The organism is Methanosarcina sp. MTP4 (assembly GCF_000970045.1).
In the GTDB taxonomy this organism is placed as follows: domain Archaea; phylum Halobacteriota; class Methanosarcinia; order Methanosarcinales; family Methanosarcinaceae; genus MTP4.
Map to the genome: position 1 here is coordinate 1792517 of NZ_CP009505.1, position 25271 is coordinate 1817787.

At 46.8% G+C, this 25271-nt stretch carries 20 protein-coding genes; 11 read left to right on the top strand and 9 right to left on the bottom strand.

What is annotated here, in order from left to right; translation table 11 throughout:
* Positions 1–71: 71 nt before the first annotated feature.
* Positions 72–923, top strand: coding sequence for a hypothetical protein (locus MSMTP_RS19935; RefSeq protein WP_156153732.1), 852 nt, complete (start codon positions 72–74; stop codon positions 921–923).
* An 89-nt stretch (positions 924–1012) separates the two neighbouring features.
* On the opposite strand, the gene rnhB is transcribed toward MSMTP_RS19935, so the two are convergent.
* Positions 1013–1675 carry a ribonuclease HII gene (gene rnhB / locus MSMTP_RS07635; RefSeq protein WP_048183010.1) on the bottom strand — a complete coding sequence of 221 codons (663 nt, stop codon included), beginning with the start codon at positions 1673–1675 and terminating at the stop codon, positions 1013–1015.
* A gap of 342 nt (positions 1676–2017) precedes the next feature.
* Here rnhB and MSMTP_RS07640 point away from each other — a divergent pair, with 342 nt between their 5' ends.
* Positions 2018–3517, top strand: coding sequence for an ATP-binding protein (locus MSMTP_RS07640; protein ID WP_052718314.1), 1500 nt, complete (start codon positions 2018–2020; stop codon positions 3515–3517).
* 110 nt (positions 3518–3627) lie between these two features.
* Entirely contained in the window at positions 3628–5256 is a 1629-nt protein-coding gene (pheT, locus tag MSMTP_RS07645; protein WP_048178506.1) for a phenylalanine--tRNA ligase subunit beta, read from the top strand.
* 76 nt (positions 5257–5332) lie between these two features.
* Here the strand turns inward: pheT and MSMTP_RS07650 are convergent, their stop codons facing one another.
* A complete protein-coding gene (locus MSMTP_RS07650; protein ID WP_156153733.1) occupies positions 5333–5968 on the bottom strand; it encodes a restriction endonuclease in 636 nt (211 codons plus the stop codon).
* Positions 5969–6150: 182 nt separating this feature from the next.
* Here MSMTP_RS07650 and MSMTP_RS07655 point away from each other — a divergent pair, with 182 nt between their 5' ends.
* Positions 6151–7092 carry a DUF429 domain-containing protein gene (locus MSMTP_RS07655; RefSeq protein ID WP_231582959.1) on the top strand — a complete coding sequence of 314 codons (942 nt, stop codon included), beginning with the start codon at positions 6151–6153 and terminating at the stop codon, positions 7090–7092.
* A 35-nt stretch (positions 7093–7127) separates the two neighbouring features.
* Here the strand turns inward: MSMTP_RS07655 and MSMTP_RS07660 are convergent, their stop codons facing one another.
* Positions 7128–7937, bottom strand: a complete 810-nt coding sequence (locus MSMTP_RS07660) for a winged helix-turn-helix domain-containing protein (RefSeq protein ID WP_048178507.1) — start codon at positions 7935–7937, stop codon at positions 7128–7130.
* 383 nt (positions 7938–8320) lie between these two features.
* On the opposite strand from MSMTP_RS07660, the gene MSMTP_RS07665 reads away from it, so the two are divergent.
* Positions 8321–9097, top strand: a complete 777-nt coding sequence (locus MSMTP_RS07665) for a formylglycine-generating enzyme family protein (protein WP_048178508.1) — start codon at positions 8321–8323, stop codon at positions 9095–9097.
* 177 nt (positions 9098–9274) lie between these two features.
* Here the strand turns inward: MSMTP_RS07665 and MSMTP_RS07670 are convergent, their stop codons facing one another.
* Positions 9275–10072 (bottom strand): winged helix-turn-helix domain-containing protein, encoded by a 798-nt coding sequence (locus MSMTP_RS07670; protein ID WP_048178509.1) that lies wholly within the window; start codon positions 10070–10072, stop codon positions 9275–9277.
* Between the two features lie 317 nt (positions 10073–10389).
* The gene (locus MSMTP_RS07675) at positions 10390–11001 is read right to left on the bottom strand and encodes a hypothetical protein (RefSeq protein WP_048178510.1); all 612 of its coding nucleotides are present in this window, start codon (positions 10999–11001) and stop codon (positions 10390–10392) included.
* Between the two features lie 224 nt (positions 11002–11225).
* Here MSMTP_RS07675 and MSMTP_RS19105 point away from each other — a divergent pair, with 224 nt between their 5' ends.
* The gene (locus MSMTP_RS19105) at positions 11226–11393 is read left to right on the top strand and encodes a hypothetical protein (protein ID WP_156153734.1); all 168 of its coding nucleotides are present in this window, start codon (positions 11226–11228) and stop codon (positions 11391–11393) included.
* A gap of 292 nt (positions 11394–11685) precedes the next feature.
* On the opposite strand, the gene MSMTP_RS07680 is transcribed toward MSMTP_RS19105, so the two are convergent.
* Both MSMTP_RS07680 and MSMTP_RS07685 read right to left on the bottom strand, forming a co-directional pair.
* Complete coding sequence (locus MSMTP_RS07680; protein ID WP_048178511.1) at positions 11686–12984, bottom strand: TIGR00341 family protein; 1299 nt, start codon at positions 12982–12984, stop codon at positions 11686–11688.
* A 511-nt stretch (positions 12985–13495) separates the two neighbouring features.
* The gene (locus MSMTP_RS07685) at positions 13496–14794 is read right to left on the bottom strand and encodes a TIGR00341 family protein (RefSeq protein WP_048178512.1); all 1299 of its coding nucleotides are present in this window, start codon (positions 14792–14794) and stop codon (positions 13496–13498) included.
* Positions 14795–15221: 427 nt separating this feature from the next.
* Between MSMTP_RS07685 and MSMTP_RS17915 the strand changes: the two genes are divergently transcribed.
* The 3 genes from MSMTP_RS17915 to MSMTP_RS07695 all read left to right on the top strand — a co-directional run bounded on the left by MSMTP_RS17915 (position 15222) and on the right by MSMTP_RS07695 (position 18692).
* Positions 15222–16136 (top strand): nuclease-related domain-containing DEAD/DEAH box helicase, encoded by a 915-nt coding sequence (locus MSMTP_RS17915; RefSeq protein ID WP_052718316.1) that lies wholly within the window; start codon positions 15222–15224, stop codon positions 16134–16136.
* A gap of 2 nt (positions 16137–16138) precedes the next feature.
* Positions 16139–16993 (top strand): UvrD-helicase domain-containing protein, encoded by an 855-nt coding sequence (locus MSMTP_RS20185; RefSeq protein ID WP_052718317.1) that lies wholly within the window; start codon positions 16139–16141, stop codon positions 16991–16993.
* A 466-nt stretch (positions 16994–17459) separates the two neighbouring features.
* Complete coding sequence (locus MSMTP_RS07695; RefSeq protein ID WP_048178513.1) at positions 17460–18692, top strand: tetratricopeptide repeat protein; 1233 nt, start codon at positions 17460–17462, stop codon at positions 18690–18692.
* A 364-nt stretch (positions 18693–19056) separates the two neighbouring features.
* Here MSMTP_RS07695 and MSMTP_RS07700 read toward each other — a convergent pair whose 3' ends face one another.
* Entirely contained in the window at positions 19057–20538 is a 1482-nt protein-coding gene (locus MSMTP_RS07700) for an ATP-binding protein (RefSeq protein WP_048178514.1), read from the bottom strand.
* Between the two features lie 754 nt (positions 20539–21292).
* On the bottom strand, positions 21293–23881 hold the full coding sequence (locus MSMTP_RS07705; RefSeq protein ID WP_048178515.1) for a DUF3656 domain-containing protein: 2589 nt from the start codon (positions 23879–23881) through the stop codon (positions 21293–21295).
* A 558-nt stretch (positions 23882–24439) separates the two neighbouring features.
* On the opposite strand from MSMTP_RS07705, the gene MSMTP_RS07710 reads away from it, so the two are divergent.
* Positions 24440–24628, top strand: coding sequence for a CxxC-x17-CxxC domain-containing protein (locus tag MSMTP_RS07710; protein WP_048178516.1), 189 nt, complete (start codon positions 24440–24442; stop codon positions 24626–24628).
* Between the two features lie 298 nt (positions 24629–24926).
* Entirely contained in the window at positions 24927–25115 is a 189-nt protein-coding gene (locus MSMTP_RS07715) for a CxxC-x17-CxxC domain-containing protein (protein ID WP_048178517.1), read from the top strand.
* The last annotated feature ends 156 nt before the right edge of the window (positions 25116–25271 follow it).

Consider the following 25271-nt stretch of genomic DNA (forward strand, 5'->3'; position numbering starts at 1 on the left):
GGTGATGGTGAATAAAGGGACGTGATACGTGAATAAAGGAGAGAAAGCTGTGGATAAAGGGGGGGTGAAACGTGAATAAAGTTGAAAATGGGAGAAAAGCCGAAGATGAGCATAAATCTGGAAATTGGAGAAAAGCAGGACAGACAGGGGGGAAAAGGAGAGGAAGAAGAAGGGCAAAGTTTGTAATGGGATTTTTCCTGCTCTTTACTTTCGTATTTTCAATTCTGCTTCTGGCCGTTCCCGGACTGGCTCCAGGAGAAATTAGTGCTAACAGGAGCATGTCCGCAAACTACCTGGCCCCCGGGGACACTTTCAGGGTTACTGTTAACATGACTGCAGGCGCTGAACTGGTTGCCCCGGCTCTGGACGAAAACCTTCCCGGAGGCTTGAGCATAACTGAGGTCGAGGGTGGCGGAGCTATTTTCAAACCTCTCACAGTGCAATGGGTCTGGATAGGGAGCTTTGCAGCCGGAGAAAGCCGTTCTGTGGCCTATGAAGTGGAACTGTCCCTGAAGCCGAGCGAGGACACATACTCCATCAATGCGAATGTCTCGGCTATCGAAGCGGAGCCGATTCCTATTCAGGGGGACAGCGAGGTAACTGTTTCAGAGCCTGTTCCAGAACCCGTGTCAGAACCTGTTCCGGAACCCGTGTCAGAACCTGTTTCTGAACCTGTTCCAGAACCTGTTCCAGAACCTGTTCCAGAACCTGTTTCAGAGCCTGTGTCAGAACCTGTTTCAGAGCCTGTTCCAGAACCTGTTTCAGAGCCTGTTTCAGAGCCTGTTCCAGAACCTGTTTCAGAGCCTGTTCCAGAACCTGTTTCGGAAGAGGACGGAATCCTGCTCTATCCTGACTGGAGCTTCATATCCATCCCTTACCCGAACAATACCTCAGTGAACAATGGACTTGACGGGGCAGTATGAACTACCCCTCCTTGCCTCCTTCGGAGTCAAGGAAGAGAACTTCCCGCCTGCAAAGTAAAAAAGTTTGGGATTATTTTTAATATAAGAATTTAACCCTTCTTCAGCTCAGCCCTTATATTCTCCACCGTCTTCCAGGACTGCCTGACAATTTCCGGGAACTCGCCCCCATGTTCTTTTCCCCATTTAAGCAGGAAAGCTTTTGTTTTCGGGTCAGAAGGGTATCCACTTCCGAAATCCGCTCCCCATTCTGTTTTGAGTTCTTCGATCAGTTCATCCCGGCGGACCTTTGCGATAATGGATGCTGCTGAGACCACGGGGTAGACGGCATCGGCCTGGTGCCTGGAAATTATTTCGATTTCCTTCGCTTTTCCCGGGCAGCTTTTTGCGTACTGTTTGCGCAGGTTTTCGCCAAAACGTTCGGCTTTTACGTCAGCGGCATCGGCGTAGACGGTATCAGGCTGGAGTTTTTCAAGGACCTTTGAAAAGCAGATGACCATTATCTCGTTCATGGTAAAGAGCTTCCGGAGTTCGTCGATCTGGGAGGGGCTGACTTCCAGGACAAAGCATTCATCGGCATACTTCCTGATCTGGGTTGCTAGCTGCTCCCTTTTTTTCGGGGTCAGTTTCTTGGAATCCGCAACCCCGAGCACTTTCAAAGCGTGAGCTCTGGATTCATCTATTTTGACGCCCCCTATGCACATGGGCCCGATTACCGGGCCTTTTCCGGCTTCATCGATTCCTGCAATCATCAAAGGTATGCTGCCTCCTGAATAGGGGGAAAAGAAGGTTTTGTTTATTAAAGATGTTTCCCTTCCGGAAACGTGTATTATATATCTGTCATATATCTGTCCTTCTTCCTTCCTCTTCCACCCTGTCTCCTGAAAAACTACAATATATTTTACAACAAAATTTATATCTGGGTATCCATATTCTATATATAAATATATACGGAGTCTCCAGCAGTACAATATTCAAATTTTCAGAAGGTTGTCGATAATCTTACCTTTGGTGATATCGATTATATTTTTTTCCATCTTCTGCTTTTGATTCCAAGAGGCGGCAATATCAATAATTTATTCCCAAGGTGATGGCTCATGGGCAACATGGCTCTGGAACTTATAAGTGCTTTAACTCTCTTATCCATCATATTTTATTTATGGAGTTTTGGGAAGAAAAGTGCGGAAATTTCCAGAAGTGGGTGTCTCCTGATTATCACAGGTTTTTTCCTTATCTTCGTCGGCCGCCTGGTGGACGCAGGTGATGATTTCTGGCTTCTGGAAGAATACCTGGAAGGCACCGTTTATGAAACTTTTCTGGAAGATGTCCTGGGGGGGATAGTCAGCTACCTGTTGATCGGAGCCGGACTGCTTAAATGGATGCCCACGCTCTCAAGTGTTGAAACGTTGAAAAACGAAGTTTTGGAAAGGGAGACCGCTCAGGAGAAGCTGGGCAGGGAAAGGTCGCTTTTGTCCGGGCTGTTAAAATCAATTCCGGATGCTGTTTTTTTTAAGGACGCTGAGGGGACTTACCTGGGATGCAACCCTGCTTTTTCAAAGCTTGTGAGGAGGCAGGGAGAAGAGGTTGTGGGAAGGAAGGCCCGCGACCTTTATCCTGAAAGTATGGCGAACTTTATCGGGGACGTGGATAAGGAATGCTTCGAAAAGGGGAAGGTCAGCACGGTTGAAAAATGGGTCGATTCCCCGGATAACAGCCACGTCTTCCTGCAGACTGTCAGGGCCCCTCTTTATGATGAGGCGGGAAGCTTTATCGGGATTGTGGGGGTTAGCCGGGATATTACCGGTAAGAAACTGGCAGAAGAGGCGGTGTTAAAAGCCAGGCTTGCCGAAGATTCCAGCAAGACTAGGAACGAGTTCCTTTCCACAATGAGCCATGAATTGAGGACACCCCTGAATTCCATCATAGGTTTTTCGGATCTGCTACTTGAAGGCTCTTTCGGGCCCCTAAATGAACGCCAGACCAAATATATTCAGAACGTACACAACAGCGGAAAGAGGCTCCTGAAAGTTATAAATGATATCCTTGACCTCTCCAAGGTTGAAGCCGGAAAAACAGAACTTGAACCCGAGACCTTCAGGGTTGCAAATGTACTGGACGAAATTAATAGAGTTTCCGGATCGCGGGCATCCGCAAAGAAATTGACCCTGAAGTTCAGGGTTGACAAAAGGCTCACAACCATCACCGCGGACAAAATGAGGTTCAAACAGGTCCTTTATAATCTCATGAGCAATGCCATCAAGTTCACGCCCGAGGGAGGGAACGTGACCGTCTCGGCGGAAAAGGCAGGCAATATGCTGCGGGTCTCAGTAGCGGATACCGGGATAGGGATCTCTAAAGAAGACCAGGAATACCTTTTCCAGCCTTTCAAGCAGCTCGACTACTTCCTGAACCGCCGCTATGAAGGGACAGGACTCGGCCTGGCCCTGGTCAAAAGGTTTGTTGAAATGCACGGGGGAAAAGTCCGGGTGGAGAGCGAACCCGGAAAAGGTTCTGTTTTTACCTTCGAATTGCCTGTGGACGGGGTTGTTTCTCCGCAGAACGCTTCCGGTTCACAGGCTCCGCTAAATTTCTCATGAAATCTCTCATGAGCAGTTTTGTACTTTATTGGGGTTGGGGGAACAAAAACATTAAATCTGAAGTTGATTATTTTTGGGGTTAAGTTAGCTAGAGACGAGATGAATTCCACATGCCGATAATAACCTTGCATTACGAAGACCTTGAAAAACTCACAGGAACCGATAAGGAAACCATCATCGAAAGGGTGCCCATGATTGGGGCCGATATTGAAAGGATCGAAGACGAGTCCATTGATATCGAGTTCTTCCCGGACAGGCCGGACCTCTACAGCGTGGAAGGGGTTGCCCGGGCCATGCGGGGTTTCCTGGGCCTCGAGACCGGGCTTCCCGAGTACGGGGCAAAGCCTTATGAGGTCTCCATTACCGTCAGCGAGGAGATTTTAAAGATCAGGCCTTTCCTTGGCTGTGCTATTGTCCGGGGCGTTAAGTTCAATTCGGAATCCATAAAGTCTCTGATGGACCTGCAGGAAGACCTGCACTGGGGGCTTGGCAGGAACCGGAAAAAGGTTTCTATCGGGGTGCACGACCTTTCGAACGTGACCCCTCCATTCAGGTACACCGCTGTTGAGCCGGGTTTCGAGTTCGTGCCCCTGGATTACACCGAAAAAATGAGCATGACCGAGATTCTGGAAAAGCACCCCAAAGGCACGCGCTTTGCTCATCTCGTAAGGGACTTTGAAAAATACCCCATCATCTTTGACTCCGAGGACAATGTCCTTTCCTTCCCACCCATCATTAATGGGACCCTCACCAGCGTGACCGAAGCCACAACCGAGCTTTTCATCGACGTAACAGGGCTTGGGGAAGCCGTCTACACGGCCCTTAACATCGTGGTCACAGCCCTTGCCGAGCGCGGCGGACAGGTCGAGTTTGTCAGGGTCATCCGGCCTGATGGCGAAGAAATGGTCCTCCCGGACCTCTCCCCCGAAGTCAGGACCCTTACCCGAAGTGAGGTAAACTCCCTTATTGGCATGGACTTTTCCGTGGAAGAGATCGTAAAGCAGCTTGAGAAGATGCGCTGCGGGGCAAAAGCCCTGGACGACGAAACGATCGAGGTAAAGGTCCCCGCTTACAGGGCTGATATCTTGCACAACTTCGACCTTATCGAGGATATAGCAGTTGGTTTCGGCTACGGCAACATAGAGATCAAGGTCCCTGAGACTTACACCGTTGGAAAATCCCATCCCATATCCCTCATGCGTTCCGCATTGAACGAGATCATTGTGGGGCTTGGTTACTACGAGGTTATGCCTTTCACCCTAACCAGTGAAAAAATCCACTTCGAAAACATGCGCAGGCCAAAGACCGATGATGTGACCTATGTCCTCCATCCCATCAGCGAAGATCAGACCCTGGTCAGGACAACCCTGCTCCCGAACCTAATAGAAATCCTCTCTCTGAACCAGCACCGGGAACTTCCTCAAAAGATCTTTGAGGTCGGAGAAGTCGTGGTCAACGAAAAAACCGGGCAGCACGTGGCAGCCGTCTCTATCCACCCACAGGCGAACTTCACGGAAATCTACGAGGTCGTGGACGCCCTCATGCGGGAACTGATGCTTGAGTACGAAGTAAAAGAGTCCGAAGACCCGGCTTTCCTGGAAGGCAGAAGAGCTGATGTCTATGTCAAAGGCAAAAAGATAGGAGTTTTCGGGGAATTCCACCCCGAGGTCATAACCAACTTCGAACTCGGTTATGCCGTTGTCGGTTTCGAGCTCGAGCTTGAGGACCTTATTTCTTAAATTTTTTAATTTTTTTGATTTCTTTATTTTTTGATTAAAAAATTGAGAAATCAACTCAACTTTTTTCTTTTTTACTTCAACCTATTGTTTTCTCCCTCAGCAGTTTTTCCATCTCTGTCGCGATCAGTTTTGCTTTGGAAAGGTCATCCGTTTCCAGCAGCCGGACCAAAAGCTCCTGCAGCTGCTCCCTCAATAATTCAAGGTCTTCGAGGACAAGGGCGAGTTCGTAGTGAAGGGTCCCGAGGCTTTTTATTTCCATGAAGCCGGCAATCTTTTCCTTGCTGGCCCTGACCCGGAGGAGGGTTTCGGGGGAGTTCAGGTCAACGTCGTATTCTTCTTCGAAGTCCCCTTTCAGAAGCGTTTTCAGCCACCTTACATTCCGGACATGGCTCATAAAGGGGCTGACTTCCCTGTACTCGTAGTCTCCGCTAACCTTCCCGACAATCACTTCGTTCCGGGTCTTGAGCGGGACGGCTACAAAATCCCCCAGCCTGAGCTCTTTTATGAAGGTGTTTATTTCCCCTGCCCATGTTTCGCAGCGTTCTTCCTGCATTCCGGGGTATTTTTCAAGCATTACCTGTTTTACCTGTGCTTTATTTTCGGTACGTGATAAATCCGGAAATTCGGACCACCCTATGGTTATCACGTTGTTTTCCAACATCGCTTCTTCGTCTTCTAACGTGCCTGCGGCTTTGAGTAACCAGAGATTCACATTTTACCTCCCCTTTCCGGGTTTTTTCCTGATCTGATATGATTCCCGAATACGTTTGTACTGGTAATTAATTATTTCTCTCCCACAAGGTCTCCCACATCCCACAAGGTCTCCCACATCCCACAAGGTCTCCCACAAAATGCCCCACAAATCCTGAATAAATCTTTAAACAGGAATCCCCTATGAAACCTGTAAGCATGAACAAAAAGGTCTTTGTGGGTGTGGACGGCTGCAGTGCGGGCTGGTTTGCCGTATTTCTGGCAGAGCCGGATGCTGATGAATATGATCGGGACAACTGCAATTCGGAGAAATGGAGCTGGGAACCGGGCGTTTTCCCCGAGTTTTCCGCTCTCTGTGCCTTCCTGAAAAGCAATTATGAAGCTTATGAGCCCCTAATCCTGATCGACATCCCCATCGGGCTGAAAGCCGGGGGTACCGGGGAGCGACTCTCGGACCTCGGAGCCCGGAAAATCCTGAAGGCCAGGAAGTCCAGCATTTTCCCCGTACCCTGCCGGGAGGCGGTTTATGCGGAAACGTACGGGCAGGCCTGTGAGATTAATGAGAAGCTTACGGGCAAGCGCATCTCGAAACAGGCCTGGAACATTCTTCCCAGAATCCGGGACGTTGACGGTTTCCTTATCAGCAGCCTGGAAAGTAGAGGTAAGAGTGCGGGTGCGGATGAGAGTGGGGGTGAGGGTGTGGACATCAGGGACTTAATATGGGAGACAGGGCCGGAAATCTGTTTCCAGGCTTTTGCCGGCCGGCCTATGAAGTATTCGAAGAAGAAAGAAGAGGGTTTTCTTGAGAGAAAGGAGGTCCTGAAAAAGATCGAGAAGACCCTGAAAAATATCGGGCCTTTAGCTGATAAAACTTTTTCGGGTGAGGTACCTTTTTATGAGGTACCTGTTGATGAGATTATCGAAACTGCCCTTTCAAGGTACAGGCGAAAAGACCTTGCAAAAGATGATATTCTGGATGCTCTTGTAGCGGCCTTCACGGCAAAAATAGGGCACAGGTATGGGTTTGAGTATGTGCCTCCTGAACCGGACACGGATGCTGAGGGGCTAAAGATCCAGCTGGTTTACTGCAGCCATTTTGAGAGGGATACGGACTCCGAAGGCTGAAAATTCAGAAAGGATTGGCAGGAAATTCGGTTGCTTCAGCCCGAAGTTTTTGACATTAATTCTTTTTCGTCCAGCGGTTCCGAAATTTCCATGTAGTGGGTGAAAAGTTCCTTTCCCCACCTTAAAGCCTCTTCCTCGAAGCACAGGAGTATCTGGTCCCTTAATTTTCCGTCATTTTCCATAAGCTTGAGGGTCATGAACCGGTCTGTCACGACTATGGAGGGCAATTTTACCGGCTTGCGGCAGATAAGGAGCTTTGAATTTTCCATCCCTGCCAGCTTTCCGGCTTCTTGCGGAAAATCCTTAAACAGGCGTTCTGCAACGATTTCCGTCATGCAAAGGGTCAGTTCCGCATATTTCTCCACAAGGCTTGCATAGAGTTCGGGGGATTCGGGATGGAAGTAAGAAACGAAGGTGCAGATTTTTTTTGAACTCTTTATATTTTCCAGGAACAGGTCCGGGGTCTCAAACATGTGCTCTGCATTGGGTTCCAGGATCTCATACCTGCCCAGTTCTTCAATCCTGTCCAGCAGGAAGTCAGGGATCGGGCTCAGGTCGTGGCTTACCCAGTAATCAATATGCTCTTCCAGAACTCCCAGTGTACTCAGGAGATGCTGCATGTTTTCAACTATTATTTCCCCGATTTCCGATAACCTGTATGACCTGTTTTTTTCGATTATCAGATTGGCATTTTTCATTCTTTTAATATGGGGCTGTATCGAAGCGGCGTTGACGCTAAGTGACTCCTTGATTTCATCGATATTTTTCGGGCCTTCTTTCAGGAGAAGGAGAAGGTCTTTCCTCTTCTCGGAAAGGAGGGCAAGGTCAATCAGAGGCTGTGTCATTTGTTCTCACTTTTCGGGCACCTGCCTTCTTGTTTGTTTCTATTTAAAAAACTTTCTCGTTCCCCCCATTAACTATCCGTCTATTCATATTTATTATTTTTTATATGTTTGGGTGTTTAAGGGGGGTGTGGAAAATAAAGACACAATCGTCAAGACTCGCGATGCAGGAAACAAAGTTCTATTTGCAATAATACAAAAAAAGGGACAAGAAACTATAATAAGTAAACGAAATAAGGAACTTTAACATAGTTCCCCTACATTTACTTCACGTTTACTTCACGTTTACTTCACGTTTACTTCACGTTTACTTCACGTTTACTTCATGTTTACTTCATCTTCCTCTGTCTTCTTCCATATTTCAGCCGCTACCAGGAAATGCTGCGGTGAAAATTGCTGCATTGAAAGCTGCTATGGTGAGTACTCTGAACACGGACAAAAACTGGCCTGAAACTATTATCAACTCTTCCGAAATGGAATTCATCCTGGTCCCTCCGGGAGAATTTGACATGGGTTCCCCAATCCGGGAAAAGCGCAGGAAGCTCTGGGAGAGCCCCGTGCACAGGGTGAAGCTCGAAAGGCCCTTTTACCTGGGCAAATACCCGGTCACCCAGGCCCAGTGGCAGAGAATCATGGGAAATAACCCTTCATTTTTTAAGGGAGAGAGACTCCCTGTTGAAAGTATCTCCTGGGAAGAGGTGCAGGAATTTCTGAAGAAACTGAACGGAATGGAAAACACATGCAGCTACCGCCTTCCTACCGAAGCCGAATGGGAATGCGCAGCAAGGGCCGGAACCACGACAGGCTACTCCTTTGGGGAAGAGGCCCCGGAACTTTATGAATACGCCTGGTTCCTTAAAAATTCCGGGCTCAGGACTCACCCCGTAGGCCTGAAAAAGCCCAACCCCTGGGGTTTTTACGACATGTACGGAAATGTCGGGGAATGGGTGCGGGACGAGTACCACATCAGCTACAAAGGCGCTCCCCAGGACGGAAAGGCCTGGGAAACTCCTCTTTCTGCAGCCGTATCAAAGCCTGTCAGGGTCAGGCGGGGCGGGGGATGGAACGGAAACGCCGGCTGCTGCAGGTCGGCTGAGAGGCTTTTCGCAGCACAGGACCGGCGCTTCAACAGCCTCGGCTTCAGGGTAGCAAAGGAATTGTGAAGCGGCTGAATGAATAATCAGTTGAGAGGATAGTTGGTTGAGAGGATAGTTGGTTGAGAGGATAGTTGGTTGAGAGGATAGTTGGTTGAGAGGATAGTTGGTTGAGAGGATAGTTGGTTGAGAGGATAGTTGGTTGAGAGGATAGTTGGTTGAGAGGATAGATGAAAGGGCGTTCGTTCACTTTTTCAGGAGAAACGGGGCTACTTCCTCTGACATATTTTCGTAATGGTCATACAGTTCTCTTCCCCACTCCAAAGCTTCTGCTTCATGGCTAATCATGAGCCGGTTTCTTAGCCTTCCGTCGTGTTCATTGAGCCTGATTGCCATGAAACAGTCGGTTGCCACAACTTCGGGCATGGCTGAATTTTCGTGGCAGATTAGGAGTCTTGAGTTTTGGGCGGCAAGTATTCTTTTTATCTCCCCGGGAAAGTCACTGAGGTACCTTTCAAAGATATCCCGGGTCATACAGAGGGAAAGGTCAACGTCCTTTTCGGCAAGACGAGCGTAGAAAGAGGGCGTATCCGGATGGAAATAGGAAAGAAATGCCAGTACTTCTTTAGAGTTTCGGATATGTTCCCGAAATGCCTGCGGAATATCAAACATGTATGCTGCATCGGGTTCGATAAGCTCACAGCTTCCCAGCTTATTGATTGTATTTAGGAGGCAGGAGGGTATGGGATTCAGGTCATGGTTTTTCCAGTAGTCCATGTTTTGCTCGAAGAAATCCAGGACATCAAACAGCTCCTTCAGGTTTTCGGCCAGTATTTCTCCCATATCCGAAAGCCTGAAAATCCCCTCCTCCTCAATAAGGAGACCGGCTTTCTCCAGTTTTCTGACATGGGCCAGGGCAGAGGCTTTGCTCAGGGAAAGCAGGTCTTTGATTTCTTCAATGTCTCCAGGTTTGCCCCTCAATAATAAGAGCAGGTTCCGCTTTGTCTCGGAGAGTACAGTCAGATTGGTAAGTGAAAGCCCCATTTTATCCCCTCCATACTTATGTTTTTTATACCCTCAAGTTGTGCAATGATTTTTGTTGGACTTCGTCGAGTCCTCTTTACTAATATATCTAGAATATTATATAACCTGACCCAGGTTTTTTTTTCAATACCTTTGCAAAATAAAGGTCGATATGTAACTGCCAGGGTGCCGGAATTTTTTTACGTATTCAAAAGAAACCTTGCCTGGCTATTTTTTTATGCCGGCAAATCGGGTCGCCTTATTTCGGAAAATGAGACCCCTGCTCCCTGAAATGTGGGCGCAGGAAAATATTTGAAATTCTTTTTTCGCTGTTCAGGTTATTCGCTTCTCACAAATAAGGTAGTTAACAGGAGCATGATAACAGCGCCGAAAAGTTCAATGCCCGGCAGGGAAGGTATTTCGGATTTGGCATGGACATCCCTTATCGAGCTTAAAGTGACCATGTGCCACTCGGCTTTGTTCCCGTCAACGAAGTCGGCATTTGAATCAACGATTTCCCCCGGCATTTCCAGGTAATAATGGATTTTTATAGCGGAATCCATGGCATCCCTCATCCCGAAGGGGTCTTCGGCGTCATTCTGATAATCTGAGGCAGAATTCCCTATAGGGTCCCTGTATATCAGGAATTCCCCGCTTTTTTCAGTGTATGCATTTTCAGGGGGCAGGCCTTTTATGATTATTTTGACGTCGTCCCCGTCCCATATTTCTTCATATTCTCCACCCTCAGAAATTACGTTCTCTCTCAGGGTTTCCCCTCCCTCGGAAGCCTCCGAGTTCAGTATCGAATATACGTAAGAGTTCGTGTCTATTATCATGTGATATTGAGTGATTTCCCCTTCCTTATTTACCTTCGAATCTACTGACAGGGTAATGCAGCCGCTAACGAGAATCATAAGGACAAGAGAAAGTCCCAGTGCTATTTTTTTCATCACATCACCTTACTTTTTACGGATAACACTATCTCTATTTATATAGTGTAGGAGCGGCTATTATATATTTTTTCACGTATTTTTCGTTTTTCGGAAACTCTATTTTATGATTTTTTGTGGCTGGGTGCTGCGATCAATCGGGACGATGATTGGTTACTTTAGGTTGCCTGAAAATTAAAATCTGGAAAAAAAGATGGTTCTGGTAGCTGTTTACAGGCAGTAGCATGTCAGTTACAGGTCAATTGCCGGCGCTGGTAGTCAGTTACAGGCAGTGGCAGGTCAGTTACAGGCATATGCTCCTTTTTTGCACCTTCTGCCCCCGCCTGCTCTTTTCCACAGGCAGGGGCAAAAACAGAACTCCGGTGCTTTCGACAAATCCAGGAGGCGTATAGGGGGATTTGTGTCTGTACCAGGTAGAGCATATATCTGTACGACCAATTAGTATTTAATACTTTTGTTTATTTTTGTATTACTTGGTGTCATTTATTTCAATTTTAGTTATATCTATGCTATTTCATGGTTTTCGACTTTTTTCCGGGTTTACGTTACTCTTTCCGGGAAAAACTCTATTCATCGAAGGAATTTTTCCCTTTGGATACTTTTGCGAAGCGGGAAACTGCCGTAAGGCAAGCCGGATCCCGGGTATTCCAGGAACCGGCTGACCCTACAGCTAAAGCTACAAGCTTATCTGGCGGTCTGCTGAGCCACGACGAAACCGACAGTGACTTCAACGTCTTTGCCGGTTGCCTTTTTCAATCGGTCGTCAGCTATTCTGGCAATATCCGGAGGAATTTCGTGCCCGGCTTGATACCCCACGAACAAACCCACACTTACCGGATTATCTAACAGGAGGTCTGCAGGTTCATAGTTGATCTCTATATTTTCACCCCGTATAATCCCCGCTTCTACATATTCGGGTTCCTCAAACATATCATTTAGCTCCTGTTCAACCTGCTGTTCAACCAGAGCGGTCTGGAAGGTGGCATAAGTGACAAGAGCGAGAACTATGGAGAGGAAGGCAATCGCAATGCCGAGCAGTGCCGCACGCGAGATCACCGCGGCGCGGGCACGACCAACGTCCCCTTCCTCAGCAGGGCGAAAGCCTGAAAGCCAGAACATAATGAGGGCAGATATGTTGATGACAAGCAGGTTTACGAGCACCAACACAGCCGCTGTCGTCGCCATACCGTAGAGTCCCCAGGCGAGTCCGAGCCCCGATGTTGCTGCCGGGGGGATAAGAGCCACTGCAATTGCTACCCCTACAAGGGTAGACCCCGAACCCCGCATAATGCTGATGCTGCCGGCGAGCCCTGAGCCCAGCGCCAGGAAAAGGGACAGGAAGTTAGGGCTTATACGCTCGGCAACCTGGCTTATTTCGCGGATATCGAGTCCTGGCGGCAAAAGCAGCGTTCCCTTCATGATTGCACCTATAAAGGCAGCAACCGCAATTGCAAGCAGCAGCCCTCCCACCTGTAGCTTTACCCCACGGGAGGTAAGTTCCCGATCATTGATGACCGTCCCTACGCTTGCGGAGATTGCCGGGCCCATGAGCGGGGCTACGACCATTGCTCCTATGATTGTTGCAGCAGAGTCAAGCAGCAGCCCCCCCGTAGCGATAATAGTGCTTAGAACAAGAAAAGCAGTAAAAGTGGAAGTTGCGGGTGCGAGATCCTCCGCACGTGCGATGAGTTCTTCCCGGGAAATGCGAAGTCCGGAATAACGTTCCTTCAATGCTCCGATACGTTGGGAAACAACAGTCTCGGGTGACAGGACGATCGTGTATGTATTCTCGCCGATTCCCGCTTCACGCAGCCTGACCATAACCGGCTCGACACCGATCGGGGGTATGGGAAACTGAACCAGGGCTTCGAAGTCCCCTCTCCCCGTTTCATCCCATACCGCATAGTCGATCTTTTCGTCGTCAAGCACGGCCAGTACTGGCTCTCGCTTCCCTACCGGAATGAGTACCTGTACAATACGCATAATATAATTTGCGTTACTATAATATATATATTTATTTTATTCATCGTCTAGTTTGAAATATAGTAGACAGTAAATAATGTATAAAGACAAACTTATCCAAATATATGAAAAATTGGAGAAGAAATCCTTTGCTGCTACAAAAGCTATGTCAAAATATGGCAAAAGCTACGGAAAAAAAACCGAATCAGAATGCAAAAGAGGAGCATTTTGGGATACGGCGCTCAGCACTAAGGATAGGAATTTCCCGTAAAAATTAATAAAGGGTTATGGAAAGGTTTCAGGGACTATTTTTTACACAGTACACTTTTACACAGTACACTTTTACACAGTACACTTTTACACAGTACACTTTTACACAGTACACTTTTACACAGTACACTTTTACACAGTACACTTTTACACAGTACACTTTTACACAGTACACTTTTACAGCCCGGATAGCTCTACGAAGCGGGAAACTGCCGTAAGGCAGGCTGGAGTCAGGTTATTCCTGATCTGCTGTTCCCGTAGCTTAATCGGTGATCTGCTGAGCCACAATGAAGCCGAGAGTGATCTTAACTTCTTTGCCAGTAGCCTCTTTCAGGCGGTCGTCAGCTACCCTGCCAATATCCGGGGGAATTTCTTGCCCGGCTTGATACCCCACTAAAAAAGTCACCTCTACAGGTTCACCTAACAGGAAGTCTGAGGGCCCATAATTGACTTCTATGCTCTCCCCCAGTATAAACTCTGCTTCTGCATACTCGGGTTCCTTGAACATTTCCTCCAGTTCCTGGTTAACCTCCTGTTCAACCAGAGCTGCCTGGAAGGAGGTGTAAGTGACAAGAGCGAGAACTATGGAGAGGAAGGCAATTGAAATGGCGAGGACTGCTGCGCGTGAGATCACCGCAGCGCGGGCGCGACTAACAGCCTTTTTCTCAGCAGGGCGAAAACCTGAAAGCCAGAACAGGATGAGAGCCGATACGTTGATAGCAAGCAGGTTTACGAGCACCAGCACAGCCGCTTCTGCCGCCACTTCGTAGAGTCCCCAGGCAAGCCCGAGCCCCGATGTTGCAGCCGGGGGGACGAGGGCTACGGCGATTGCCACGCCCACAAGGGTAGACCCGGAGCCCCGCATAATGCTTATGCCGCCGGCAAGTCCCGAACCCAGCGCTAGGAAGAGGGACAGGAAGTTCGGGGTGGTACGCTCGGCAATCTGGCCTACTTCGCGGATATCGAGTCCCGGAGGCAAAAGCAGCGTCCCCTTCATGATTGAACCTATCACGGCAGCGACCGCTATTGCCAGCAGGAGCCCGATCACCTGCAGTCTTACCCCCCGGGAGGCGAGTTCCCGTTCATCGACGACAGTCCCGACGCTGGTGGAGATTGCCGGGCCCATAAGCGGGGCAACGACCATCGCCCCTATGATTGTTGCAGCAGAATCAAGCAGCAGCCCTGCCGTAGCGATAACAGTGCTTAGAACAAGAAAAGCAACAAAAGTAGAAGTCGCGGGTGCGAGATCCTCCGCACGTGCGATAAGTTCTTCCCGGGAAATGCGAAGTCCGGAATAACGTTTCTTCAATGCTTCTAAACGTGAGGAAACAACCGTCTCGGGTGACAGGACGATCGTGTATGTATTCTCGCTGATTCCCGCTTCACGCAGCCTGGCCATCACCGGTTCGACGCCGATCGGGGGTATTGGAAACTGGACCAGGGCCTCGAAGTCCCCTCTCCCCGTTTCATCCCACACCGCATAGTCGATCTTTTCGTCGTCAAGCACGGCCAGCACCGGCTCTCGCTTCCCTTTCGGAATGAGTACCTGTACAATACGCATAATATAATTGTGCCACTATAATATATGCGTTTATTTTTATGTTCTGCGCCGTACTGTACCCGGGATACAGAGTCTCAGCCGTAATGATTCCCAGGAAGGCCAGCACACCCGTAAGGAAGAGCAGTGCCCCTGAATATTTTTTACTGTTTAATGGGTTGTGAGTTTTCAACCATCGAAATTTGATAAGCCCAAAGATGCCCGGATATTTATTCGCTACGTTGGAAGGGTTTACTGTAAGGAGGGAGAGTTTCATTTGATCTCAGTATTAAATTTTTTTAACCCATTTCACATATTTTTTGTATTCATTTCTTTTTTTAAACAAAAGTAATAAAATATAAAACAGGTTTCTTTTATACATTTAGTGCATACTCTTATACATATCCGAATCTGTTCCGTCATATTAATTGAAAAATAAAGGTAAAGTTTTATGGTTCTGAATGTCATTCCAAACAATTATTTTAAGCTAACAAACGGGGAAACAAAAGTCGTCAATAAGGTCAGGGCTCTGTACCATAAGGATGACAGGGAATGTTTCTTATATGTCCAGCCCAGGCTGAGGGAGTATAATCCTGATTTTATCCTTATTGACAGTTATAAAGGCGTCTGCATTATTGAGGTGAAAGACTGGGTCTTGAGCCGTATAGAGTCAATGAACCGGGTCGAAGTTACTTTTAAGAATGGAAAAAGCGGGGAGAATCCCGTCGCAAAGACAAATGAGTATTTTAATTGTGCCAAAGATATTTTTGAAAAAGATAGATTTCTGCTTGATGAGGAGGGGAAATTAAGATTTAAGGTTTACTCTAAAGTTGTTTTTACCGGGATGGACTCAAAGGATATCGATGATTCCGGCCTTAAAGATGTTCTTTTTCAGCCTCCTACAAGGTGCCTTGGTTCCGACCGGCTTAAAAAGGTGACCATAGATGATTTATTCAGCGCGGAAACCAGTTATCCGGGTCAAGTAATTATTTCGGTTATCCGGGCTCTTCTTTTCCCTGAAATCAAAATTCAGCACAAACAACACGAGTTGCTGGAATTTGATAATGAGCTGGACGAGATAAAGAATACTATTAAGGCGCTTGATTGCGAGCAGGAAAAGTTTGCTAAGAAGATCCCTTACGGCCATTATATGGTAAGCGGGGTCCCCGGGAGTGGAAAGACCGTAATATTGCTGGCCAGGGCTATTTTTTTCCTCAAGGAGCACCCGGACTGGAAAATTAAAATCATAACTTTCAACCGTTCCCTCGCAAAGAAGATGCAAAACAGGTTCAAGGCCCTTTATAACGACCTTCACCTGATGGGCTCCATTATGAAAACATTTCAATTTCCACTTTCCATAAATTAGCGATGGATACGGCAGGCATCGTTCCTCCCCAGGGTGCGAATTCGAATTTCTGGAACCGGGAACTCCCCCTAAAAGCCCTCGAAAAAGCCAGGCCGAAATACGATGCCATTCTCATAGACGAATACCAGGACTTTCGAGACGAGTGGTTGAAGCTCTGCCTCGTTCTTTGCAAAAAGCAGGAATACAACGGGACGGTGAGTGAAAACCTTTTCATGGCCGGGGACCGTTTACAGAGCATTTACAATCCTCACGAACACACCTGGAAAAGTCTGGGGGTAAACGTAACAGGGAGGTCCAAACTCCTGAAACATTCGTATAGGTCCGGAAAATCCCACATTGACCTTGCCCTTGATTTCCTGATGTCTGACGGCAGCATGAAAAAGGAAGTCGAGAGATTTTACGAAGGTAGGGAAGGAATCGAAAACGAGCAGACCGGTGAGAATTTTATCGACTTTCTTGAAGGTGGCTTTGAAGTAATCAATGATATCCTGAATAAAGTCTTGCTGGATATGAGATATGATCCGGAAGATGTGCTTGTCCTTGCTCCCACCCATGCAGCCGCAGAGCGGCTTTACTTTAAACTTGATCCTTTCCTCAAGTCAAAGAGCATAATAACAAAAGACATCGTACCCGGGAAAATAATCATAACAACATATCATTCTTCCAAGGGCCTGGAATGTAAGGTGTGTGTCCTGTTGAATGTCAATAAATTAAATGTTAATAAGGCTCAGGATAAGAAACTCCTTTACGTAGGGATGACCCGGGCATCCCAGAGACTGTATATCCATGCCCGTGATTTTGAGTCCGAAAGTTTTGCCAGGCAATTGAAGTACGGGGAGTTTGATCAGGCTACCTGAATTTGGCTTGTATTTCAAAAGTTTCTGGGGGCTATTTTCCTGAGTTTCCCCGGACTTCACCACGAGAACATGCCATTTAATTATTTTTTTACATGGCTTTTTTGCATGGCTTTTTTGCATGGCTTTTTTGTACAGGCAGATTCAATGTCCGGTATTTTACCATCTGGCCTCAAAGTTCTTCTTATGGAAATTTCCATACATATATTGATATCCAGCAGGTGTATATCTAAATCTCAAAGCCGCTACTTCAAATAGGTTTACAGGATTATTTTAAATACGATTAATGAGTTTGAAAGAAGATTTCTCTGAGAATTTGCTGCTCATCAGGGGAGATGGGGTTTGCCGAACTCTCGTTTACAAAAAAGAAGCGCCACCCCTTAAAATACAAGACTTTCTTCTTGATATAGAAGGTTTGCTTCTGAATATAGGTAGATTGCTTTTTACAAAATAATGCCGGACCGATACTATGACAAATGACCCTAAAAGAAAGACAGGAAATACAGACCCCGGAAGAAATGCAGGCAGGACTGGTAAGGCAGGTAAGACGGATCAGACAGGTAATACTGCATCCGGCCGCCTGAAGAAAGCCCTTGCGCCTTATGAAAAAGTCCTTACAAAAAACCCTGATGATGCAGCCGCCTGGGCAGGCAAGGCAGCGGTGCTGCTCAGGTTCCACGTGTACAAAGATTCCCTGAAGGCCTTTGATAAAGCCCTTGAAATCGAACCTTTAAACCCCGGATACCTCTTTGAAAAAGGTTTCGTGCTCTTAAAGCTCGAAAGGGAGGAAGAGGCCTTGCAGGCTTTTGATTGGGTGCTCGAAATAAAACCGGAGAGTGACAAAACCTGGAACCTCAAGACCTCGGTCCTCTGCAGGCTCGGACAGCAAGAAAAAGCTCTTGCAGCCTGTGAAAAAGCTCTTGCTTCCAATCCCAAGATCGCGGGCGCCTGGCACGCAAAAGGCACTGTGCTTTCTGACCTTGACAGCTACGAAGAAGCCCTCAAAGCCTATGATGAAGCTCTCAAACTCAACCAGAACCTTGCAAGAACCTGGGAAGGTAAGGCTTTTGTCCTCTACAAGCTGGACCGGTTTATGGAAGCCTTAAATGCATACGATACCGCTCTCAAACTAAACCCGAACAATGCAAAGACCTGGGTCGGCAAAGGGCTTGTCCATCTCAGGCTCAGCAGGCAAAAAAGGGCCCTGGACACCTTCAATAAAGCCATCTCAATAAAGCCTGATTTTGCAGAGGCCTGGCTCTATAAAGGTGAGGCCCTGGCCCTGGTAGATAAAGATGAAGAGGCTCTGAGGGCTTATGAAAGAGCTCTCAAGATCAAGCCGGACTATGCTGAAGCCTGGAAAGCCAAAATTTCCGTAAGCTCCAAACTCGGAATTGAAATGGATGAAGAGGATATGGAAGAAGAATGGAAAGAGGAATGGAAAGAGGAAAAACCGGAAATAAAGAGGAGTACATGGACACGGAAATCGGATATCGGGGTGGAAATTAAGAACGCCGCTAAGGAAGGAAAATATAATAAGTTCGGCAAAAAAGAAGATCAGGGTCCGGAAATAAAGAGGAATACATGGACAAGGAAGGCGCAAGAAGGAGAGGAAACTAAGAAATATATGGGGAAAAAGACTGATAAAAAGAGAGGGGGAACAGAAAGGAAAACAGGGAAAAGAAAAGAGCAAAAGAAATGATTTAAACCTGTTGCATGCAGACGTGCGTTCTTTCAGGTAGTTGATCAAAAACCCACTTTGAAAAGGCATTTTTGAAAGTGGGGCATTTCTTCTGTATTTTATACGTTTCAATATAATGAAAGGTTTCAGGGCAAAATCGATTGTTATATTGAACGCTATTTAACTCAATTTTTTTTGGGAACCAGCTCCAGTATTCTTGTTGTGGATACGATGAGAAGTTCTGAAGCCGGCCCCCTAAATATAATATTCATTCTGGTTAAAAAGTTTACGCAGTACCTCTTTTCGGGGAGGGTGCGGAAAAAACTGCACTTTTATAACTACGTTTTTCCGGTTGTTTCCACATTCAGGGGCTCTTTGCGAAGAGTTACAGAAGCAGCAAAAATAGGGATACAGGCACTGTAGCATATTTTCCACTGATCTCATATTTTCCTTTTGAAACAAGAATCCCTTTTTCAAAAGCAGTCAGCCCTCGGTAATCGCTGCTATTTATCTGTCTCTGGTATTTCAGTTCGATTCCAAGTAGTTGATTTCCATTTGTTTTCAGTACGAAATCAACTTCTTTTTTGCCACCCTTGGTTTTCAGGTAAAAGACGCGTTCATGAGGAGAGAATACGTCACTTGGATGTTTTTCGTACATAAAATGAACTAGATGGGAATGGAAAACGGATTCAACGAGTTTGCTTTTGGTTTCAGGGTTGCTGAGGTAGAGATTCGCGGATTCGAAGTAGTCTGTGAAGCCTGAGGCCCAACTGTGAAGGGCATGGAAAATAAAGGGGTCCTGGAAGTAGATTTTTTTGTCTTTCTTGAAACTGGCGGTTTTTTTCGGTAGGTCAAGGGGATAGAGCACATTCAGGACAAAAGAGTCTTCGAGGGCAGTGACATATTTCTGTACTGTTACGTGGGCTCCGATATCTGTTTCGTCGGTGATGCCCCGCCAGCTTACCGGGGTAGTGAGTTTGCCGGATATGCTTCTGAGAACCTGTTTTACAGGCATTTCGGGGATGTTCCAGCGGGCCAGATCCCCTATCAGGGACTGGATATATATTTCATATATGCTGCTGTCGATTTTGTTCTTCGTGAAAAATTCGTTGATGGATCTTGGGATTCCTCCCGTAATCAAATATTGGTCAAAGAGCTGGTCGATTTCGGGTTGGTAGAGGAGGAGAGTGCTCTGGAGGAGGTCGGCTTTGCCTTCAAACAGATCTGAAAGGATTTCCTGCCTTTTTGAACCCTCGATAAGACCGTTTACCTCCATGAACTGCTTTATGTCGGGATTCAGGGTTTCCACATATTCTGAAAATTTCATAGGGAAGAAGATCTTGTCCAGGGTTCCTTCCCCTTCTCCTCTCCTTCCAGGAAGCCTCTCTATACTGCTCTTTATGTCGATTGAGTGTGACCCTGTCAGGACCACGGATGTATTTTTAAGGGCTCCGGTATCGACAAGGTATTTGAGTCCCTTTTCCCAGTCTCTTACCGAGGAGATCTCGTCCAGAAAGATGTATTTTCTTTCAAGCCTGAAAGCTGCCGCCCAGTTTAGGTAGAGGTTCAGGACCTCGAAGAGCTCTTTCTCGTCAGCCACAAGGTCACAGGTAAAATAAAAAACACTCTGTGGATGCTCGATTTCATCTAGCAGGTCCCGGATTATGAGCTTTACAAGCGTGGTCTTCCCCACCTGCCTCGGCCCTCTGAGAGTGTATATCCTGTCCCTGTCGAATTTCAACTCTCCTTTAATCCAGGGGCTCCATTTAAGGACAGAATCTTCCCATTTTTTCAGTTTGTCATCGTCCCTGATCGCAGCAGGATTCTTCCACCAGGGGTTCTGAACGGAGAGGTTCATAAAATTCATGTAAGATAAGCTATGTAATTTGTGGTTTATATAGATTGGTCAAGCATCTAACCACCTATTTATAAACTAGTGGTTAAATGTCTAACCACTTGTTTATAAATAGGTAGTTAAGTGTCTAACCACCTATTTATAAACTGCCGGTTAAGCATCTAACCACTCATTTATAAATGAGTGGTTATTCTGGTTTCAAGAGTTAAGAATAGATTCATCGTGAGTGAATAAAATCCGTTTTTCCGGGTGTATCGGTATCGGCAAAATTCTGAGTAATCCGATATATTTTATTTACTGCAGGGCTAGTTTTTTGCTCCAGCCCCCGGAGAAACTTCGGAACGATCGGCTTTCAGGTCTCCGAGCTCTCAACGGTCGTGCCTGCACGACCGGCCTTTTCAAAAAAGTTCATAGACAAAGCCGTTTTAATTTTATATTGCCAACTTCACGCTTCCTATCCTGGCACCCAAATATGCTCAATTCTTATTTCATTCCTTCAGCTATGTATTCTTAATAGCAAACATTTGCTTTTTCTTTTCAGTCCTGAAAAAACCCGTGCTGCGCACGGTGACAAGAACGGTTTGAGACAGCTATTCCGGTAATTTTGGAACAGATCCAGGCGGTCAACTGCTCCGCTTCCCTGGAATCATAAATCATAAATCAGAAATCATAAACTATCAAAACAATCCGGGATTCGCCTGAATAGTTTGAATGGTCCCCATGCCGGGTTAAATCAATATTCGAAGGCCTGCGCCCTGAAAACCCCTTAAATTCCATGGAAATAATGACCTGTGCTGTACTCCACATCCGCGTATTTCAGTTTCCCTTTCTTGCCTTCAAGGGTCAGGCTGTATGCCCTGACGATATCCTTTATTTCCTTTTCGCCATTCAGGGTGAGGTCCAGCCTCAGAACATCCGCGCCGCTCCCTTTCAGGCCCTTAATGTACTTTAGCATGGAAAGGACTTCCGAGTTGTAGATAAGGGTCCGGGTACCCCAGCGCTTAACCGGGAAGCTCCTGTCCTGCCGGTCGAGGAGCTGCACTTCGCTTTCGGGTTTGAGGACATTCCGGTCAATGAGAGGTTTGAGAAGGTCGTTTTCCGTTACGAGCAAGAGTTCCCGGCCGTGGACCGTAAGCTCGATTTCTTCGGTTTTTCCGCAGGCTTCGAGGGCCTCGCAAACGGCCCTGATTTCTTTCATGTTCAGTTCGCTTGAAAGGCCTACCCTGTAGGCTCCGGCTTTTTTGAGGGTGTCGACCGTAAATGAATTAAAAGGAGTCAGGTCTTTCCGGGCGACAAAGGGGATTCCCAGTTCCTTTGCGAGCTGTATGGTCCCAAAGTCGGAACAGGCTACAGTGAAGCCGGCTTCTTTCACAGCTCTCAGGAGGGGGGTGAGAGCTTCCATTTCCCTTTCATGGGCAATCAGCGGGAGGGTAAAGACGATTTCAAGCCCTTTCTTAAGCAGGAACTTCAGTCTCTTCCGGTATTCAGGAGACCTCAGCTCATGGAAGCTTTCGATTGGGATATAAACGATATCCGCCTTCCCGTTCACTGCCTGGAAGAGGCCTTCCGGGTTGTTTACCTCGACACTCAGGCGCAGGCTCTGTGGGCTTTTTGCGGAAGTGGAACTTTCGGACTCTGTTGGCTTTGCGGAGACGGTCCCGGAAACTTCTGCCTGGGTATCTTCTGCTCCGGAAACTTCGGCTTCGTTTTTGCACAGGTAGGCAAGGCCCGAAAGCTGCGGGTGTTTTAGCTCTTTTTTTCGTATACCCGTGGACTTTTCCAGCAGCAGTTCCAGAGCCTGCCGCCTTGCGCTTTTGAGGGCTCCGACGGGGATGAAGATTTCTTCATCGGCTTCTATCTCGATGGACCCTATATCGTAAGGGGTCTCTCCGAGCTGTTCCATTGCTTTCCTGATCGCCTCTTCGGGGGTAGGGGACTTCCGGGAGGGCTGGACAACGTATTCGTCCTCAAACTCCACGAGGCTTTCACCGGGGCTTTTGCAGGGGCTTTCGACTGTGACCTTAAGCTGCTCGCCTTTCCTGGCTTTGACCTTAATGTTTACTGGCAGGGGTTTTACCTTCCTCTCCTGCAGCCCTTCCAGGAAGCTCCTGTCGGTTGAGAGGAATACCTCGTCCTGGGGGTTGACGACTTCTCCCGTTTTGAAACTGATCTCAAGGGTTACTTTTTCCCCTTTCCTGGCTCTTTCCAGGTGCTTTCCGTTTTTCGAGATGATGCCGTTTACTATGGACCCGAGCATTCCGGTTTTGGTATTTACCTGGGTGTGGATCCCGATCCCGTCGTTTACCTCGATTTCTTCATGGAGGGTGAGGGTTATCAGGCCATAGGGTTTGGAACGGACGACTTTTGAGACTTTGCCGAGATAAACCCCATAGTTCGAGTCGTATTCGAGATGGGTGACTGTCCGGTCCCCGAGGATGAAACCCCTGGTAAACCCTCTGCTGAAAAGTTTTGCAAGTTCCTTTTCTTTCTGCTCGAGTTCTTCCAGGTCCAGGTTTTCCCCGCTTTTGTAGATCCTCTCGACTGCCTCTTTGTAAATTGCCGAACTGCCGGTCACGTATTCGGGCTTCTTCATCCTGCCCTCGATTTTCAGGCTTTCGACTCCGCTTGCCACGATTTTGTCCAGGCCCGGAAGCGTGCAAAGCTCGGCACAGCTTAGTGGATAATCTCCCCTGATCAGTTCGTTCTGCGGCTCTCCGTCCACGAGAAACCCGTACTTCCACCTGCAGGGCTGGGCACAGGCTCCCAGGTTTCCGCTCCTGTCACTTACGAAACTGCTGAAGAGGCACCTGCCCGAATAGGAGTAACAAAGGGCTCCATGGACGAAGACCTCGACCCCAATCTTCGAAGAGTCCACGATGTCCCTGACCTCGGCAGTGCTGAGTTCCCTTGAGACAATTACCCTTGAAGCCCCGAGCTCTTCCACAAAACGGACCCCTGCCTTATTGTGGATTGTCATCTGGGTGCTGGCGTGCAGGGGCAGTTCCGGGAAAGTTGCTTTCAGGAGCCTGAACAGTCCAGGGTCTCTGAGGATGATCGCGTCCACGCCGGCGGCATAGGCCTGGTCTATTAAATCAAGGGCAGGCTGGAGCTCGTGTTCCTTGATCGGGATGTTAAAAGCGAGATAGACTTTGACTCCATGGGAATGAGCCATGTCGATAGCCTTTTCGAGTTCCCTGGAACTAAGGTTCTTTGCACCCCTCCGGGCGTTGAATTCTCCTATCCCAAGGTAAACGGCATCGGCTCCGCCTTTAATGGCGGAAAGGAAAGCGTCGTAATCCCCGGCAGGGGCCAGGATTTCCGGGGGGCAGCGGTTTGCGGATGTTTTCTCGGACATGTTAAATCAGGGTTTTCTTAAGAAAAGGTTTTTTTATGCGTGCAGATGGCGGTGATTATGGTAAAAATAAGGTTTTTGAAACCCAGTGATGCTTTTTTAGCATAAAAAGGAGTGGTTCTATATTATTTTATCTCAGAAAGAGCCGGTCGTCCATTTTCTACGGTTTGGGTTTCTTTTCTTGAATCAAGGAAGCATCGGCATTTGGCATATTTTGACACATCTACCTTTACTCTCTTACCTGTCTTTATTCTCTAATCTATCGGTATCTGCAAAATTTTAAGTAATCCGATATATCCTCTATAAGCAATATATAAGCAATAATTTCTTAAAGAATTAGAAATCTCAGGCACTTTAATTTATTCCGCAAGCCCTGGCTATAAAGTGTTCTTTTATTTATGCGGATACGTTTATATATCATAATTCCGATGTAGTTCCATTGAAAATAATGAGACGTATAATAATCTGTTGTTAAAAACCATTTTTTGTTTTTAATCAGAATTCTATACAATCTTATTTTTAAACTATTAACTAACAAATCAAAACCAAGGTGAAACAAAAATGGCTTTTAATGACAGAAATTCCAGAGGAAATAATAATTTCGGCGCACCCAAAGAAATGCACAAAGCAACCTGTTCAGATTGCGGTGTTGAAACCGAAGTGCCTTTCAAACCTGACCCCGAAAGACCGGTTTACTGCAGAGAGTGTCTTCCTAACCACAGGACACCCAGAGAAAACCGCAGATATTAAGCTCTATTTTCACTTACAGAGTTTCGCTTCATTCAAGCGGACTCATATCTTTTTTTAAATATGGTAAGTCTTGAATATTCTTTTTTCTTAATCCGTTATCTTTTGCGGCTATTTGAATAATGTACTTCTTTAATTATAGATACATTTATATATTTTAACTGCAATGTATGCGTGTTGAAAATTAAGAGACGTATAATAATCTGTTATTAAAAACCAATTTTAGTTTTTAATCAAAGAGTTCTATACAATCTTATTTTTAAACCATTAACTAACAAATCAAAACCAAGGTGAAACAAATATGGCTTTTAATGACAGAAACTTCAGAGGAAATAATAATTTCGGCGCACCCAGAGAAATGCACAAAGCAACCTGTTCAGATTGCGGTGTTGAAACCGAAGTACCTTTCAAACCTGACCCCGAAAGACCTGTTTACTGCAGGGACTGTCTTCCTAACCACAGGACACCCAGAGATAACAGCAGATACTAAGTGTTATTTGTGTAATTGAGTTTACATCAACACTTTTTCTTTTCTACTTTTTTTAAATACATCCTGAGCTCGGAATATACTTTTTTTACCCTTTATCTTTTGCAGCCTTGAGAAGTAGCACTTCGCATGGCAGATCAGTTTTAAGTTGAATCAAGA